Here is a 15977-nt window from a genome sequence, read left to right as displayed (position 1 = left end):
CGGCACCTCGGCGCGTTCGAGGAGGCGTTCTGGACGACCGCCCAGGTGGGCGGGGATGTGGACACCAACTGCGCCATCGTCGGAGGCGTGATCGCGGCCGCCGCGGCCGCGATCACGCCTCCGACGATGGCGCAGTTGGTGTCCACATCCCCGCCCACCTGGGCGGTCGTCCAGAACGCCTCCTCGAACGCGCCGAGGTGCCGGACCGCCGACCACAGGGCGAACGGCACGGTGTCGTGCGCGCTGGTGCGGCGGCCACAGCCGAGCACCGCGGCGACGGTCCCCGCGTCCGCGTAGTCGAGCATGTCACGGGCGCGGCGCAGCCCCGCCTGGACGGCGCTGCGCGGGACGAGCGAGATCACCCGGTCCAGCACGGCGTTCGGCCCGCCGACGCCCGCCGGGTCGGCAGCCAGCGCCGCCGCCGCGGCCACCGCCATCGCCCCCGCCACGGCTTCCCGGTGCTGGTGCGTGGTGTACGCGGAGATCTCCGCCTGGTGCGTGGCCTGCTCCGGGTCGCCCGCGTACCAGGCGCCCAGCGGCGCGATCCGCATCGCGGCGCCGTTGCCCCACGAACCCTGCCCCTGGAACAGGCCCGCGGCCAGCTCCCGCCAGTCGCCGCCCTCTCTGATCAGCCGGAGCATCCGGTTCACCGCGGGCCCGTAGCCGCGGTCGAAGTCATGGTGCTCGGCGAAGGAATGGGCGAGCGCGTCCTGGTCGATACGGCCGTGGGTGACCAGGACGGCCAGCACGGAGCCGGCCATCTCGGTGTCATCGGTCCACTGCCAGGGGCCGGGCGGCAGCTCGCGCCGCCCCAGCAGCGGATAGTTGACAGGTACGAAGAACTGGGAGCCGAGGGCGTCGCCCACGGCCAGCCCGCGCAGGCTCCGCAGGGCCCGCTGGAATCGGTCTCCGGTCATCAGCGCGCACTCCAACTGGTAAGGCCATAGGGCTCGGGAGCGCACCAGCGCTCGAAGGGCCGGTCGAGGTGGTACCGCCCGTCGGGGCCGAGCACCAGGGCCCGTGTCTCGCCGTTGTCCGGGTTGGACAGCGACTCGAACTCCGCGACGGTCCAGTGCAGCCACCGCATGAAGAACAGCCGCATGGTCAGCCCATGGGTCACCAGCAGGACATTCGGCGGATGGGCGGGGTCCTCGAAGCTACGCCACAGGCTCTCCAGGAAGGCATCCACCCGGTCGTAGACGTCGGCGCCCGACTCGCCCTGGGCGAAGCGGTAGAAGAAGTGCCCGTAGGCGTCCCGGTATGCCTTCTGCTTACGGACGTCTTCCCGGTCCTGCCAGTTTCCCCAGTCCTGTTCGCGCAGCCGCGGCTCCTCCCTGACGCGGGTGCGCGACGGGTCGAGGCCGAGCAGTTCCAGGGTCTGGTGGGTGCGTCGGTACGGCGAGACATAGACCGAGAGCCGCTCGTCGGCGAAGATCGCGCGCAACCGCTTCCCCACCTCGACGGACTGCCGCCGCCCGGTCTCCGTCAGGCTCAGGGCATGGTCGGGCACCCGCTCGTACACCGTGTCGTCAACGTTCCCCTCCGATTCGCCGTGCCGTACGAGAACGATGCGCCGGGGTCGTGCCATGCGGCCACCCTAGGCCACCGGCCCCGGCTCACACCGTCCAGGAGGACTCGACCCCCACGACATCGCCCGCGATCGCCGCTACGTCCGCCTCGGTCTGCGCGCGCAAGGCGAGCCGTTCCACCCGTTCCACGCGGTACTTGCCGTGCTCGGCGGCCGAATTCCACATCGACAGCACCAGGAACTCACCGCCGGGAGCCTCACCGAACACCCCGCGCACCATCCCCGGCGACCCGGCCATCGCCGGATTCCACACCTTCTCCTGCACCAGCGTGAAGTGCTCCACCCGGTCCGGGTGGACCCGGCAGTGCGCCACCCGTACCACGTCCGCGTCCGTGAACCGCGGCTGGAAGCCCACCTTCACATCGAAGCGATGCTCGAACAGCCGCACCTGCATGTCCCGGTACGTGCCCGACTGCGCGGCCGCCAACCGGTCGTGGGAGCGCGCCATAAAGGAGTCGTAGAACGCTCTGCTCTCCCAGAACGCGAAGATATGCGCCACATTCGGCCGCCCCCGGCTCCAGCCGCCGCCCTGCCCCCGGAAACCCGGTTCGCCGAGCAACCCCGCCCACTTCCGCTGCCCCCGCTCGAAACCGCGGCGGTCCACCACGGTGCAGCGAATCCACTTGACCAGCACCGCGCCATCGTACGGCCCCGAAGGTGGCCCGCATCACGGACTGAAGGAGTCCGGCTACGCATGGGGGTCGCCCGGCGGCAGCACGTTCGAGGATCCGCTCGGCCGTACGCCTGGCGCACCCCTCAGAGCGACCAGGCGCATTCCCCGGAGCGACAAAGGCAGCGACAAAGGCGGGGTGCGGGCCGAGGGCCCGCACCCCGCCTCAGCGGTTCATCCGCGAGGGGCCGGTGATCAGCTGCAGCCGCTGGTCGAGCCGCAGCCCTCGCACAGGTAGCAGCTGCCCGCCCGGCGCATCTTCGTCCCGCAGGAGAAGCACAGCGGCGCGTCGGCGTTCAGCCCGAACTGGATCTCGGCGAGCTCGGTGGAGCTGTGGGCCTGCTTGGGCGCCGGGGCGACGGCCCGCGGCTTGGAGGTGGCGGCCTGCGGCTTGGAGGTGGCGGCCTGCGGGGCGTCCACATGGCGCGGGGCCGACTGTGCCAGGCCCTCGACGTCCACCTCGGCGTCGTCGATGGACTGCTCGTACGAACCGGTCTCCAGGTGGCGCTGACGCTCCTCCGCGGAGTGGATACCGAGCGCCGACCGGGTCTCGAACGGCAGGAAGTCCAGCGCCAGCCTGCGGAAGATGTAGTCGACGATCGACTGCGCCATCCGCACGTCCGGGTCGTCCGTCATCCCGGCCGGCTCGAAGCGCATGTTGGTGAACTTCGAGACGTAGGTCTCCAGCGGCACGCCGTACTGCAGGCCGACCGAGACGGCGATCGAGAAGGCGTCCATCATGCCCGCGAGGGTCGAGCCCTGCTTGGACATCTTCAGGAAGACCTCGCCGAGGCCGTCGTCCGGGTAGGAGTTCGCCGTCATGTAGCCCTCGGCGCCGCCCACCGTGAAGGAGGTCGTGATGCCGGGACGGCCCTTGGGGAGGCGCTTGCGGACCGGGCGGTACTCGATGACCTTCTCGGCCTCGGGCTCGGCCTGCTCAGCGGGCTTCTCCTCCTTCTTCTTGGCCGAGAGGGGCTGGCCGACCTTGCAGTTGTCGCGGTAGATCGCCAGAGCCTTCAGGCCCAGCTTCCAGCCCTCGAAGTAGATCTCCTCGATCTCCTCGACGGTGGCCGACTCCGGCATGTTGACCGTCTTGGAGATCGCGCCCGACAGGAAGGGCTGGGCAGCGGCCATCATGCGCACATGGCCCATCGGCGAGATGGAGCGGTCGCCCATGGCGCAGTCGAACACCTCGTAGTGCTCGGACTTGAGCCCCGGCGCGTCGATGACGTTGCCGTGCTCGGCGATGTGGGCGACGATCGCCTCGACCTGCTCGGGCTGGTAGCCGAGCCGCTTGAGCGCCTTCGGGACCGTGTTGTTCACGATCTGCATCGACCCGCCGCCGACGAGCTTCTTGAACTTGACCAGGGCCAGGTCCGGCTCGATGCCCGTGGTGTCGCAGTCCATCATGAGGCCGATGGTGCCGGTCGGCGCGAGCACCGACGCCTGGGCGTTGCGGAAGCCGTTCTTCTCGCCGAGGCGGATCACGTCCTGCCAGGCCTCGGTGGCCGCGGCCCACACCGGCGTGTCCAGGTCGTCCATGCGCTTGGCGGCGCCGTTGGCGTCCGAGTGCTGCTTCATGACGCGCTTGTGGGCGTCGGCATTGCGGGCATAGCCCTCGTACGGGCCGACGACCGCGGCCAGCTCGGCGGAGCGCCGGTAGGACGTGCCGGTCATCAGCGAGGTGATGGCCCCGGCCAGGGCCCGGCCGCCGTCGCTGTCGTAGGCGTGGCCGGTGGCCATCAGCAGAGCGCCGAGGTTGGCGTAGCCGATGCCCAGCTGGCGGAAGGCGCGGGTGGTCTCGCCGATCTTCTGGGTCGGGAAGTCCGCGAAGCAGATGGAGATGTCCATCGCGGTGATGACGAGCTCGACGACCTTGGCGAAGCGCTCGGCGTCGAAGCGCTGGTGGCCCGCTTCATCGTCGTCGAGGAACTTCATCAGGTTGAGCGAGGCCAGATTGCACGAGGAGTTGTCCAGGTGCATGTACTCGCTGCACGGGTTGGAGGCGGTGATCCGGCCCGTCTCCGGCGAGGTGTGCCAGTGGTTGATCGTGTCGTCGTACTGGATGCCCGGGTCGGCGCAGGCCCAGGCGGCCTCGGCCATCTTGCGGAAGAGCGACTTGGCGTCGACCTCTTCGAGGATCTCGCCGCTCATGCGGGCGCGCAGACCGAACTTCGAGCCGGACTCCACGGCCTTCATGAACGTGTCGTTCACCCGGACCGAGTTGTTGGCGTTCTGGTACTGGACGGACGTGATGTCCTCGCCGCCCAGGTCCATGTCGAAGCCCGCGTCGCGCAGGGCGCGGATCTTCTCCTCCTCCTTCACCTTGGCCTCGATGAAGGCCTCGACATCCGGGTGGTCGACGTCGAGGACGACCATCTTGGCGGCACGGCGAGTGGCGCCACCGGACTTGATCGTTCCGGCGGAGGCGTCGGCGCCGCGCATGAAGGAGACCGGGCCGGAGGCGTTGCCACCGGAGGAGAGCAGTTCCTTGGAGGAGCGGATACGGGAGAGGTTCAGGCCGGCGCCGGAGCCGCCCTTGAAGATCATCCCCTCTTCCTTGTACCAGTCGAGGATCGACTCCATGGAGTCGTCGACCGAGAGGATGAAGCAGGCGCTGACCTGCTGCGGCTGCTTGGTTCCGACGTTGAACCACACCGGCGAGTTGAAGCTGAAGACCTGGTGCAGCAGGGCGTAGGTGAGCTCGTGGTCGAAGATCTCGGCGTCCGCGGGGGAGGCGAAGTAGCCGTTGTCCTCGCCGGCCTGGCGGTAGGTGCGCACCACCCGGTCGATGAGCTGCTTCAGGCTCGACTCGCGCTCCGGAGAGCCGACCGCGCCACGGAAGTACTTGCTCGTGACGATGTTGACCGCGTTCACCGACCAGAAGTCGGGGAACTCGACGCCACGCTGTTCGAAGTTGATCGACCCGTCGCGCCAGTTGGTCATGACGACGTCACGGCGCTCCCAGACCACCTCGTCGTACGGATGCACGCCGGGGGTGGTGTGGATGCGCTCGATACGCAGACCCTTGGCCGCCTTGCTGCCCTTGGAGCGGGAGCCTCGCGCGGGGCCGCTCGTCGTCTCTGTCATTCCGCCTCCCTGTACGGGCAAAAACGCCCTGATGTGCCCATTTCTTCCCATGGCACGGTGTATGTCGTTCATCCGGGGGCATCTCGCCCCCGGCAAGCCTTGATCGCCGCGACTCAGTGACTCAGTCGGCGGCGGCGGACGCGGGGACCTCCGCGGCCCCGTCGGCGCCGGGCCCGCGGTCGTTCGCGGGAGGCCGTTGCTGGTCGCGCAGCTCCGTGACCGCGGCCTCGAAGTCTTCGAGGGAGTCGAAGGCGCGGTAGACGGAGGCGAAGCGGAGGTACGCGACGAGGTCGAGCTCCTGGAGCGGGCCGAGTATGGCGAGCCCCACGTCATGGGTGGACAGCTCCGCGCTGCCGGTGGCCCGTACGGCCTCCTCCACCCGCTGGCCGAGCTTGGCGAGGGCGTCCTCGGTGACCGGGCGGCCCTGGCACGCCTTGCGCACCCCGGAGATGACCTTGTCGCGGCTGAAGGGCTCGGTGACCCCACTCCGCTTGATCACCATCAGCGACGCGGTCTCCACAGTCGTGAAGCGGCGCGAGCAGTCGGGGCACTGGCGGCGCCTGCGGATCGAACAACCGTCGTCTGTGGTCCGGCTGTCGACGACTCGACTGTCGGGGTGCCTACAGAAGGGGCAGTGCATGACTCCGTACCCTCCTCACCCTCAAGAACGGCGCATGGCTGACATGCTCCGACCGACCCTCACGGGCCTTTCGAAGCAGCCACAAGCATAGGCGAAGTACTCGGCCGTGAATGACCGGGGACCACAACTTGTGGGCGGCTACCATCCATCAAACCACTAGATGTGGTGCTTGACACTCACCCGCCACAATGGCGTGTCCCGCCCCGCGAGCAGGCACGAGACTACGCGAAGCCCACCGGCCCCCGTGCCACGGGGGTGAGGGTGTCACACTGGACGCCGCCCCAGCCGACCATCGAACCAGCCGCCCCATACACCCAATCCTGTGATCACGTCAGCTCATCTGCGAAATTTCACTCGAACGTGTGTTTGGCGCAACCTTTCGAAAGCAACTACCGTTGCCCTACTAGGGAGAACATCTCGAGAGGGGCCGTCGTGACCACCACCACAGAGAGCGCCACCATCACCACCCAGGAGCGCTCCCAGAGCCGACTCGAACACACGCATGCGATGAACCAGGGCCACGCGATGAATGACGCAGCCACGAACCCGGAGGGGCAGAAGCCCACGCGCTCCCTACCCGGCCGACCTCCAGGGATCCGGGCGGACAGCTCCGGGCTGACCGACCGGCAGCGTCGAGTCATCGAAGTCATTCGCGACTCTGTGCAGCGCCGCGGCTACCCGCCGTCCATGCGTGAGATCGGGCAGGCGGTGGGCCTCTCCAGCACCTCGTCCGTCGCCCATCAGCTCATGGCCCTGGAGCGCAAGGGCTTCCTGCGCCGCGACCCGCACCGGCCCCGGGCATACGAGGTGCGCGGCTCCGACCAGCCCAGCACCCAGCCCGCCGACACCACCGGCAAGCCCGCCGCCTCGTATGTTCCCCTCGTCGGCCGGATCGCGGCCGGTGGCCCCATCCTCGCCGAGGAGTCGGTCGAGGACGTCTTCCCGCTCCCCCGGCAGCTGGTCGGAGACGGTGAGCTCTTCGTCCTGAAGGTGGTCGGCGACTCCATGATCGAGGCTGCCATCTGCGACGGCGACTGGGTGACGGTCCGCCGCCAGCCCGTCGCGGAGAACGGCGACATTGTCGCCGCCATGCTCGACGGAGAGGCCACGGTCAAGCGCTTCAAGCGCGAGGACGGCCATGTGTGGCTCCTCCCGCACAACGCCGCGTACCAGCCGATCCCGGGCGACGAGGCGACCATCCTGGGCAAGGTGGTCGCGGTGCTGCGCCGGGTCTGAGTTCGGCGGATCTGAGCTCGGCCGGTCCGAGCTCGGCAGGTCCAGGCGCGCCGACCCTCCGCGCCCAGTGACCGGGCCCCGGAACCTCTGCGCCGGTTCCGGGGCCCTGCTGTGTGTGTCCGCGCCGCTGCTGTGTCCGCGCCCCTACGCGGGGCCTGGGCCCGGCCTAGGCGTCACCCGCCTTGGCCGCGGCGTCGATGGCGGCCAGCGAGCGGCGCACCTGATTGCGGTCGGTCGTGTACCAGAAGTCCGGCATGGACTTGCGCAGGAACGAGCCGTAGCGGGCCCGCTCGACCCGCGGGTCGAGCACGGCGACGACCCCGCGGTCTCCGGAGGCGCGCACCAGCCGACCCGCCCCTTGCGCCATCAGCAGCGCGGCATGGGTGGCCGCAACCGCCATGAAACCATTGCCGCCAGCGTCCTCGACGGCCTTCTGGCGAGCGCTCATCAGAGGGTCGTCGGGGCGCGGGAACGGCACCCGGTCCATCACCACCAGCTGGCAGTTCGGACCGGGCACATCGACGCCCTGCCAGAGCGAGAGCGTGCCGAACAGACACGTACGGGCGTCGCCCGCGAAGGTGCGGATCAGCTCGCCCAGCGTCTCCTCACCCTGGAGCAGGATGGGCATGTCCAGACGGCCACGCAGGTCCTCCGCTGCCGCCTGAGCGGCGCGCATCGAGGAGAAGAGGCCAAGAGTCCGGCCGCCCGCAGCCTCCACCAGCTCGGCGAGCTCGTCGAGCATGTCCGAGCGGCTGCCCTCGCGACCGGGCTGGGCCAAATGCTTGGCGACGTAAAGGATCCCCTGCTTGGAGTAGTCGAAGGGCGAACCGACGTCGAGCCCCTTCCATGGGGGCGCGGCGCCCTCCTCGCCCTTGGCATCCCGGACGCCCTCGGGAAAGAGGCCGAGCGAGGCGGCCACTCCGTTGAAATCCCCGCCGAGCTTGAGGGTGGCGGAGGTGAGGACCACGGAACGGTCCTCGAAGAGCTTCTCGCGCAGCAGACCCGACACCGAGAGCGGGGCGACGCGCAGCGAGGCGCCGAAGCGGTCGTGCCGCTCGTACCACACGACGTCGTACTCGGACCCGTCGACGATGCGCTCGGCCACCTGGTGGATGTTCTCCACGGAGGCGAGGGCCTGCTTGCGCACGGCGTCCTCGTCCTGGACCGAGGCGTCGCGCGTGGCACCGAGCGCCGAGATGACCGTACGGGCCGCGTCGCGGAGCGCCATCAGGGCATAGCCGAGGTCTTCGGGAATCTCCTCGAGGCGGCCGGGCAGCGCCAGCTCCATCAGCCGCTCGAAGGTCTCGGAGGCGGTCTGCAGAGCGTCCGCCGCCTTCTCGTTGACGAGCTTGGCGGCGCGACGCACCGCGCGGTTGACCTGGCCCGGGGTGAGCTCGCCGCTGGCGACTCCGGTCACCCGGGAGACGAGCTCATGGGCCTCGTCGACGATCAGCACCTCATGGCTCGGCAGGACGGGCGCGCCCTCGATGGCGTCGATGGCCAGCAAGGCGTGGTTGGTGACCACGACCTCGGCCAGCTTGGCCCGCTCGCGGGCGGCCTCGGCGAAGCATTCGGCGCCATAGGTGCACTTGGACGCGCCGAGGCATTCCCGGGAGGAGACGGAGACCTGGGACCAGGCGCGGTCGGAGACGCCGGGGGTCAGGTCGTCGCGGTCGCCCGTCTCGGTCTCATCGGCCCAGTCGCGCATCCGCAGCAGGTCCTTGCCCAGCTTGCTGGTGGGCTCGGCCGCCTCGAACGGGTCGAACAGCCCGGCCTCCCCCGCCTCGGCGTCCTCCTGCGGCACACCCTCGTGGAGGCGGTGCAGGCACAGGTAGTTGGAGCGGCCCTTGAGCATGGCGAACTCGGGGCGGCGGCGCAGCAGCGGATGCAGGGCGTCGACGGTGCGCGGCAGGTCGCGCTCGACGAGCTGACGCTGCAGGGCGAGGGTGGCCGTCGCGACGACGACACGCTCTCCATGGGCGATGGCGGGCACGAGATAGCCGAGGGACTTTCCGGTGCCGGTGCCGGCCTGGACGAGCAGATGCGCGTTGTCGTCGATCGCCTCGGCTACGGCTTCGACCATGGCGGTCTGGCCAGGGCGCTCGGTGCCGCCCACGGCGGTGACGGCGGCATGCAGCAGGTCGGCGAGGGGAGGCGGGGACGATGCAGTCATAGGAGAGTCAGCCTACGCGGCAGCACTGACATCACGGGCGAGACTCCTGACGCGGAACCTGAACGGGTCGGGCGGTGTATTCAGATCAGAAGCGCGAATCAGAGGCTCGAAGTGGTGCCGGTGGATCACAGGAGGTGGCGCAGGGTGCGATCCCGCAGCATGAGGGCCGCGTGTTTGTCGGGCAGTTCCACCTCGGCGGACAGCCGGAAGCCGGCGCCGAGGAAGGCGGCGACGCAGGGGGTGTTCCGCAGATCGGGTTCGGCGACCACGCGGCCGCAGGAGGGTCGCCGGTCGAGGACGAGATCGGCGACGGCGCGCAGCAGAGCCGTGCCGATACCCCGGCCCCGATCGCATACGCGGCCGAGGAGCAGGTGGAGACCCGTGTCCTGCGGCCGGGCCGGGTAATACCGGGCGAGGGGGGCGAGGTCGGCGCGGTACACCTCCCAGTAGCTCATCGGTACCCCGTCCAGGGCCCCCAGGCAGGGCACACTGCGGCCGTCGCCGTCGAGCTGGTCGCGCAGGTGCCGCGCGGTGGTCTCATGCGGGCCGGACAGTGCCCAGAAGGCGGAGACGGCCGGGTCGTTCATCCAGCGGGCAATGAGCTCGACATCGCGCTCGAGGTGGACGGGGACGAGCTGGAAGGCACCCACCGCCGTGCCGACGGGCCCCCACTGGGCGACCTGGTCGAGCAGGTCCGGCCGATCGGGAGCCGCCGGACCGGCAAGGTGCTCCTCGATGAGGCGTGCGTCCTGTTCCTCAGAGGGCCGCATATCGAGGGTGTCCTCGCTGCTGGAGCTGGTGCCGGAGTCGGTGGGCGGCATGGCGACGCTCTCCTCTCGTCGTTACCGGGGCGTCGTGGGGGCGCCTGATCGTCGGCGCGGGTGTCACGCCATGGATGTCATGCCGGGGAGTCACGCCATGGACGTCATGGATGTCGTGGGCATCACGGGCGTCACCGAGCGGAAAAGGGGGTTGGCGATGGTGACATAGACGGACTGGGTGTCCACCGGTCCCACAAGTTCGTCCAGGCCGCGCAGCCGGGTGAGCAGGTTGGCTTTGCAGCGCAGGTTGGGCGCCTCCAGGAGGCTGGCGGGCAGTGTCGAGCGGATCTTCGCGGGGCCGGACGCGGCCTCGGCGAGGAAGCGGCGGAACGCGGCCAGCAGAAGGCGCTCATCAGCAAGCCGCTGGGAGCCGAACGCCCCGATCAGACCGAGGACGTTGTTGACACCGAGGTAGTAGGCGAACCGTTCGTCGGCGACCTCGTCGGAGACGAAGGTGTCGCTGTGGGCGCCGATTTCGGGCAGTCGCCGCTGGAGTTCGGCGCGCCGGGACTCACGGAAGTAGTACCCCTGGTTGTCGCGGTAGCGGCCGCCGGCCGGCCAGCCGTCGGGGTCGAGCAGTACCAAGGTGTTCTGCTGGTGTGCCTCCAGGGCGATACCGGCCTCGCCGTCCAGCCAGAGCACGGGCCGTACGACGGTGTGCAGATAGCGCAGAAACCACTCGATGCTGACGGTCGCCGGGCGGTGGCCGGTGCGGGCGGCGATACGGGCGACGATCCGGGCGAGCCGTGAGCACATCGCCCTCCGGTCCGGCCAGGGGCGGAGCGCGGTGAGACCGGCCAGGCATACGGCCTCGTCGCCCGGGCCGAACGGGTTGTGCCGGATGACGACGTCGAGTCCGCTCAGCGGGGTGCCGTCGGGGCTGTCGACCGCGAGCCAGGCGGGGTCGCGGACGATGTCGAAGCCGGGGCGCCCCGGGCAGGCCGCCCGCCACTGCCCGGAGAGGCCGCTGCGCAGGAGCCGGTGCACCTCGACACCGCGCCACAGCTCCTTGCGCAGGTTCTCGCGGCGGGAGTTGGTGATCCGCAGGGCGAGCGACAGCTTGAGCATCGCGGGTGCGCCGGTCCGGTAGACGGTGCGGACGGAGGAGGTGGGGTGCCAGTGCTCGCCGGCCGGTCCCAGGTCGTGCAGCAGCCCCGCGTCGAAGAGCGCCGTGGCCTCCGGGCGGTACCGGATCTCCCGGGCCTGCCAGGGGTGCAGCGGCAATGGCACGGTGCCGGGCGGTCGTTCGAGGTCCGGGCCCGCGAGCGAGAGGGCGAGCCGTTCGGCGGGCACGGTCCGGCCGCGTTCGGTCCAGGCCGAGTCGCGGGCCAGGACGGACTGGTCGACGGCGAACCAGTGCAGGGGAAAGGAGCCACGCGACTCCGGTGAGAAGAGAGGCGATTCGGCCTCGGAGAGCCCTTCGCGGCTCTTAGGGGTGGGGTGGAGGGGGTGACCCAGGAGAAGGGACTGTTCGGCGGTCAGAAAGGGGGTGTCCGTCGCGGGGTCGGCGGGCGTGGCCCGTCGGGCGGACAGGAATTGGGCGGTGTTTCGCACGGAGTCCGCGACCCGGCCGACGAGTTCGGTGACCGTTGCCCGGGAGCTGTGACGCTCGGGGCCGTAGGCCGCCTCCCGGCCGAGGAGCGCCGCGAGCGTGACCGCGTCGAGGGCGGGCGCGTCCGGGGCGCCGCCGTCGAGCGCGGGCGGGCCGAAGCGGTGCCATCCGGTGGCGGACCAGTGGCGCACGGGCACCAGCAGGGCGGTGCCGGCGGCGGGGAGCGGGGTGCGCCAAGTGCCGACGGCGGGGGGCACCACACCGCTCTCGCGCGCCCAGCAGCGCAGCAGGTTCTCGGTGGCGCAGGCGTCCGCCGCGGCCCAGGGGTCGGGGTGGTCCAGGGCATCGTCCGGGGCAGTGTTGTGGGCACCTTCGTGGACGCCGTCGGCGCGGCGGCCCTGCCGTGGGACGGCCGCCGCCTCGGCACCCCCCTCGTCGTGGGCCTCCTTGCCATGGGCTTCCTCACCATGGGCCCCGGCAGCGGTCTGCGGTGCCGGCGGGAGGTGTGGGCGGTGTTCCCCGGGGGAGTGCGGCATATCGGGTGCGGGCACGGCTGTCGGTCCTCCTGCTGCTGAACGCCTTTCGGCTGTCCCCCGCACGTACCAACGACGCGCGGGGCGCGGGATCACGGGCAACCGGCAGATCCATGTGGCCGGGAACCAAGGACCCGGCTGTGGCCGTCGTAGGCGGCACCGGCATAGTGGGGGCCGTCCCCTGATCGGGGCGGTGCATGACAATTTCACAGCAGCACTCAGAGCAGCCCAGAACATCAGGGGGAGTTCCGCCCATGCCATCCAATCGCCAGCCAGCCTCACGTCCAGGGTCCAGGTGGAGGGCGCTGCGCGCCCGCAGCAACTCCCCCGTGCTGGCCGCCGCGGCGATCGCCTCGGTGCTGGCGCTGACCGCTACGGCGTGCGGCCCCTCGGACGACAACGCGGGGTCCGAGCCGAGTGCCTCGTCGTCGCAGAGCGCAGGGGACATCACCCTTCCCGACAACCTCAACGACAAGTTGAAGGAGCTCGGGGTCGACCTGGACAAGTGGAAGAACGGCGCCTGGAACAAGTGGGACAAGGACGACTGGCTGCGTGAGGCCGGCGACTTCATCAACCCGATCATCAAGGACCTGTGGAAGCCTGACCGGATGAAGGAGGCCCAGGAGCCCGACACCCCGGTCGACGACAACGACATCTCGGGCGACCAGGGCGTCACCGACCCCGACCCTCAGCCGGTCGCGGCCAAGGAGGTCTCGAGCCCCTACAGCGCCAACGTCCCCGAGGCGGGCAAGGTCTTCTTCGACGGCCCCGAGGGCTCGATGGTCTGCTCCGCCACCGTCGTGCAGGACCCGGCGCACCCGGGCAAGTCCAACCTGGTGTGGACGGCGGGACACTGCGTCCACGCGGGCAAGGGCGGCGGCTGGTACAAGAACCTGATGTTCGTCCCCTCGTACAACGACGCCGGCAAGTCGGTCGACGAGCTGGAGAACGCCACCAAGGAGCAGCTGGCGCCGAAGGGCGTCTGGTGGGCCGACTGGGCGCAGACCTCCTCGCAGTGGATCGACAACGGCGCGGCCGTCGGCGGCAAGGGCGCCCCGTACGACTTCGCGGTGCTGCATGTGAAGCCGGAGAACAGCGGCGGCAAGTCGCTCGAGGAGACGGTCGGCGGCGCGCTGCCGGTCGACTTCAACGCCCCTGCGGTGAAGTCCATCAGCAAGATCACGGCCACGGGCTACCCGGCCGCGCCGCCGTTCGACGGCCAGAAGATGAACCAGTGCGCGGACAAGCCGGGCAGGCTCTCGCTCGATGCCAAGCAGCCGACGATGTACCGCATCGGTTGCACGATGACCGCGGGTTCGTCCGGCGGTGGCTGGGTCGCGACCGGCTCGGACGGCAAGCCCGCGCTGGTGTCGAACACCTCGATCGGCCCGACCACCGCCACCTGGCTGGCGGGTCCGCACCTCGGCCCTGAGGCGAAGGCCGTCTACAACGCGGTCAGCAAGAAGTTCGCCAACCAGTAGAACCGGCAGGCCAAGCCGGAGGGATATGGCGGTCGGCACCGGCCGCCACATTCTTGCGGAAGCCGCCACGTTCTTACGGAAGCCGCCACGTTCGTCCCGCCGCGTTCATACAGATACAGACCAGACGACGAAGGCCCGCCCCCGGTATCCCCGGAGGCGGGCCTTCGTCGTGGAAGGGGTGTGGGTCAGCCCTGCGCGGAGCCGGCGGGCACATACCGCCGCAGCTCTGCGGCCAGCTCCTCGTGCACCCGTGCCTTGAGCAGCGTGCCCTCCGGGGTGTGTTCCTCGGAGATCACCTCACCCTCGGCATGCGTGCGCGCGACCAGCTTGCCCTGGGTGTACGGCACCAGCGCCTCGATCTCGACCTGAGGCCGCGGCAGCTCGTTGTCGATCAGTCCGAGCAGCTCGTCGATGCCCTGCCCCGTACGAGCCGACACCACGAGGGCGCGCTTCTCGACGCGCAGCAACCGCTGCAGCACCAGCGGGTCCGCCATGTCCGCCTTGTTGATCACCACGATCTCGGGCACGTCGACCGCGCCCACATCGCGGATCACCTCGCGCACGGCGGCCAGCTGCTCCTCCGGCATCGGATGCGAGCCGTCCACCACATGGACGATCAGATCGGCGTCGCCGACCTCCTCCATGGTGGAGCGGAACGCCTCGACCAGATGGTGCGGCAGGTGCCGCACAAAGCCGACGGTGTCCGCCAGGGTGTACAGCCGCCCGCTGGGCGTCTCGGCCCGGCGCACGGTCGGGTCCAGGGTGGCGAACAGCGCGTTCTCCACCAGGACGCCCGCGCCGGTCAGGCGGTTGAGCAGCGAGGACTTCCCCGCGTTGGTGTATCCGGCGATGGCGACCGAGGGCACCTTGTGGCGCTTGCGCTCCTGCCGCTTGATGTCGCGGCCGGTCTTCATCTCCGCGATCTCCCGGCGCATCTTCGCCATCTTCTCGCGGATGCGGCGCCGGTCGGTCTCGATCTTGGTCTCACCGGGACCGCGGGTGGCCATACCGCCGCCGCCCGCCGCTCCGGAGCCACCGCCACCCATCTGCCGGGACAGCGACTGACCCCAGCCGCGCAGCCTCGGCAGCATGTACTGCATCTGGGCCAGCGAGACCTGCGCCTTGCCCTCGCGGGACTTGGCGTGCTGGGCGAAGATGTCGAGGATCAGGGCGGTGCGGTCCACCACCTTGACCTTGACGACATCCTCCAGGTGGATCAGCTGGCCGGGGCTCAGCTCACCGTCGCATACGACGGTGTCGGCACCGGACTCGATCACGATGTCGCGCAGCTCCCGGGCCTTGCCGGAGCCGATGTACGTGGCCGGATCCGGCTTGTCGCGCCGCTGGATGACCCCGTCGAGCACGAGGGCACCCGCGGTCTCCGCGAGCGCGGCCAGCTCCGACAGCGAGTTCTCCGCGTCCTGCATGGTGCCGGAGGTCCAGACGCCGACCAGCACCACACGCTCCAGGCGCAGCTGCCGGTACTCGACCTCGGTGACGTCCTCCAGCTCGGTGGACAGACCCACGACGCGCCGCAGCGCGGCTCGCTCGGAGCGGTCGTACTGATCGCCGTCACGCTCCTGGTCGATCTCGTGACTCCAGGCGACGTCCTCTTCCATCAGGGCGTCGGCCCGAAGGCTCTCGGCGAAGGCGATGCGCTGCCGGTCCTGCGGAAGGGAAGAGGAGTGGGTCAATTCGATCCTTACGTCGTTGAGTACTCTCACCGTCGACAACGCGTGGCGGACCCGGAGGATTCCCGGCCGCCGGCCGCGGCGCCGACCTGTCGATGGTCGCACGCGGCGGCCAGGCCGTCACCCGGGTTTCCCGGCGGATTCGTACGCCCGGCGGTTCGCCTTTCCGTCGGCTTTCGCCATGGCCCTCCCCGAGGATCTGACGTCGGGCCTCCAGTCGGGGTGCCCCGGCATCTTCGGCGTGGTCCTCCCGTACAGCCACGGCCGCAGGAAACCGGTCAGATCGCGGCCCGCCACCTCCGACGCCAGCCGGACGAAGTCCGCGGTCGAGGCCACGCCGTCGCGGTACTTGTGCACCCACCGCCGCTCCAGCCGCTCGAAGGCCGCCCGCCCGATCCGCTGCCGCAGCGCGTACAGGACCAGGGCGCTGCCGTCGTAGACGATCGGGCGGAAGATGCCGATCTGGTGGTCGGGGTCGGACGGCAGCGCCCTGGTCCTGTAC

11 protein-coding genes and 1 pseudogene are annotated in these 15977 nt (G+C 70.1%); 2 read left to right on the top strand and 10 right to left on the bottom strand.

Annotation, left to right across the window (positions count from 1 at the left end; genetic code table 11):
- The 5 genes from CCN51_RS45950 to nrdR all read right to left on the bottom strand — a co-directional run.
- The coding region (locus CCN51_RS45950) for an ADP-ribosylglycohydrolase family protein (RefSeq protein WP_086860914.1) at positions 1-917 on the bottom strand (917 nt) is incomplete at its 3' end.
- Positions 917-1588: a histidine phosphatase family protein gene (locus CCN51_RS45945; protein ID WP_014175907.1), complete on the bottom strand. Its 672-nt coding sequence runs from the start codon at positions 1586-1588 to the stop codon at positions 917-919. The genes CCN51_RS45950 and CCN51_RS45945, both read right to left, overlap by 1 nt.
- Before the next feature lie 28 nt (positions 1589-1616).
- Positions 1617-2222, bottom strand: coding sequence for a YdbC family protein (locus CCN51_RS45940; RefSeq protein WP_014175908.1), 606 nt, complete (start codon positions 2220-2222; stop codon positions 1617-1619).
- Between the two features lie 231 nt (positions 2223-2453).
- Positions 2454-5348 (bottom strand): vitamin B12-dependent ribonucleotide reductase, encoded by a 2895-nt coding sequence (locus CCN51_RS45935; RefSeq protein WP_014175909.1) that lies wholly within the window; start codon positions 5346-5348, stop codon positions 2454-2456.
- A gap of 121 nt (positions 5349-5469) precedes the next feature.
- Positions 5470-5988: a transcriptional regulator NrdR gene (gene nrdR / locus CCN51_RS45930; protein ID WP_043486625.1), complete on the bottom strand. Its 519-nt coding sequence runs from the start codon at positions 5986-5988 to the stop codon at positions 5470-5472.
- Positions 5989-6420: 432 nt separating this feature from the next.
- Here nrdR and lexA point away from each other — a divergent pair, with 432 nt between their 5' ends.
- A complete protein-coding gene (lexA, locus tag CCN51_RS45925) occupies positions 6421-7224 on the top strand; it encodes a transcriptional repressor LexA (RefSeq protein ID WP_014175911.1) in 804 nt (267 codons plus the stop codon).
- Positions 7225-7390: 166 nt separating this feature from the next.
- Here lexA and CCN51_RS45920 read toward each other — a convergent pair whose 3' ends face one another.
- The 3 genes from CCN51_RS45920 to CCN51_RS45910 form a co-directional block, all read right to left on the bottom strand.
- On the bottom strand, positions 7391-9397 hold the full coding sequence (locus CCN51_RS45920) for an ATP-dependent DNA helicase (RefSeq protein WP_014175912.1): 2007 nt from the start codon (positions 9395-9397) through the stop codon (positions 7391-7393).
- A 125-nt stretch (positions 9398-9522) separates the two neighbouring features.
- A complete protein-coding gene (locus tag CCN51_RS45915) occupies positions 9523-10218 on the bottom strand; it encodes a GNAT family N-acetyltransferase (RefSeq protein WP_014175913.1) in 696 nt (231 codons plus the stop codon).
- Between the two features lie 90 nt (positions 10219-10308).
- Positions 10309-12321 carry an IucA/IucC family protein gene (locus CCN51_RS45910; RefSeq protein ID WP_014175914.1) on the bottom strand — a complete coding sequence of 671 codons (2013 nt, stop codon included), beginning with the start codon at positions 12319-12321 and terminating at the stop codon, positions 10309-10311.
- Between the two features lie 311 nt (positions 12322-12632).
- Here CCN51_RS45910 and CCN51_RS45905 point away from each other — a divergent pair, with 311 nt between their 5' ends.
- A complete protein-coding gene (locus tag CCN51_RS45905) occupies positions 12633-13784 on the top strand; it encodes a trypsin-like serine peptidase (RefSeq protein WP_014175915.1) in 1152 nt (383 codons plus the stop codon).
- Between the two features lie 185 nt (positions 13785-13969).
- Here CCN51_RS45905 and hflX read toward each other — a convergent pair whose 3' ends face one another.
- Together hflX and CCN51_RS45895 are read right to left on the bottom strand one after the other, a co-directional pair.
- Positions 13970-15478 carry a GTPase HflX gene (gene hflX, locus CCN51_RS45900; protein WP_014175916.1) on the bottom strand — a complete coding sequence of 503 codons (1509 nt, stop codon included), beginning with the start codon at positions 15476-15478 and terminating at the stop codon, positions 13970-13972.
- 117 nt (positions 15479-15595) lie between these two features.
- Positions 15596-15977 (bottom strand): annotated as a pseudogene (locus CCN51_RS45895) (M1 family peptidase); the annotation flags it as partial.

The organism is Streptomyces milbemycinicus, assembly GCF_002154605.1.
Lineage (GTDB): Bacteria > Actinomycetota > Actinomycetes > Streptomycetales > Streptomycetaceae > Streptomyces > Streptomyces milbemycinicus.
The sequence above is the reverse complement of the archived record's forward strand: the minus strand, read 5'-3'. Positions and strand labels throughout refer to the sequence as shown.

What these genes read in the sequence shown, in the direction of transcription:
- CCN51_RS45945 (WP_014175907.1), bottom strand. Translation starts at nt 1,588, where the DNA reads ATGGCACGACCCCGGCGCATCGTTCTCGTACGGCACGGCGAATCGGAG.
- CCN51_RS45935 (WP_014175909.1), bottom strand. Translation starts at nt 5,348, where the DNA reads ATGACAGAGACGACGAGCGGCCCCGCGCGAGGCTCCCGCTCCAAGGGC.
- nrdR (WP_043486625.1), bottom strand. Translation starts at nt 5,988, where the DNA reads ATGCACTGCCCCTTCTGTAGGCACCCCGACAGTCGAGTCGTCGACAGC.
- CCN51_RS45920 (WP_014175912.1), bottom strand. Translation starts at nt 9,397, where the DNA reads ATGACTGCATCGTCCCCGCCTCCCCTCGCCGACCTGCTGCATGCCGCC.
- CCN51_RS45915 (WP_014175913.1), bottom strand. Translation starts at nt 10,218, where the DNA reads ATGCCGCCCACCGACTCCGGCACCAGCTCCAGCAGCGAGGACACCCTC.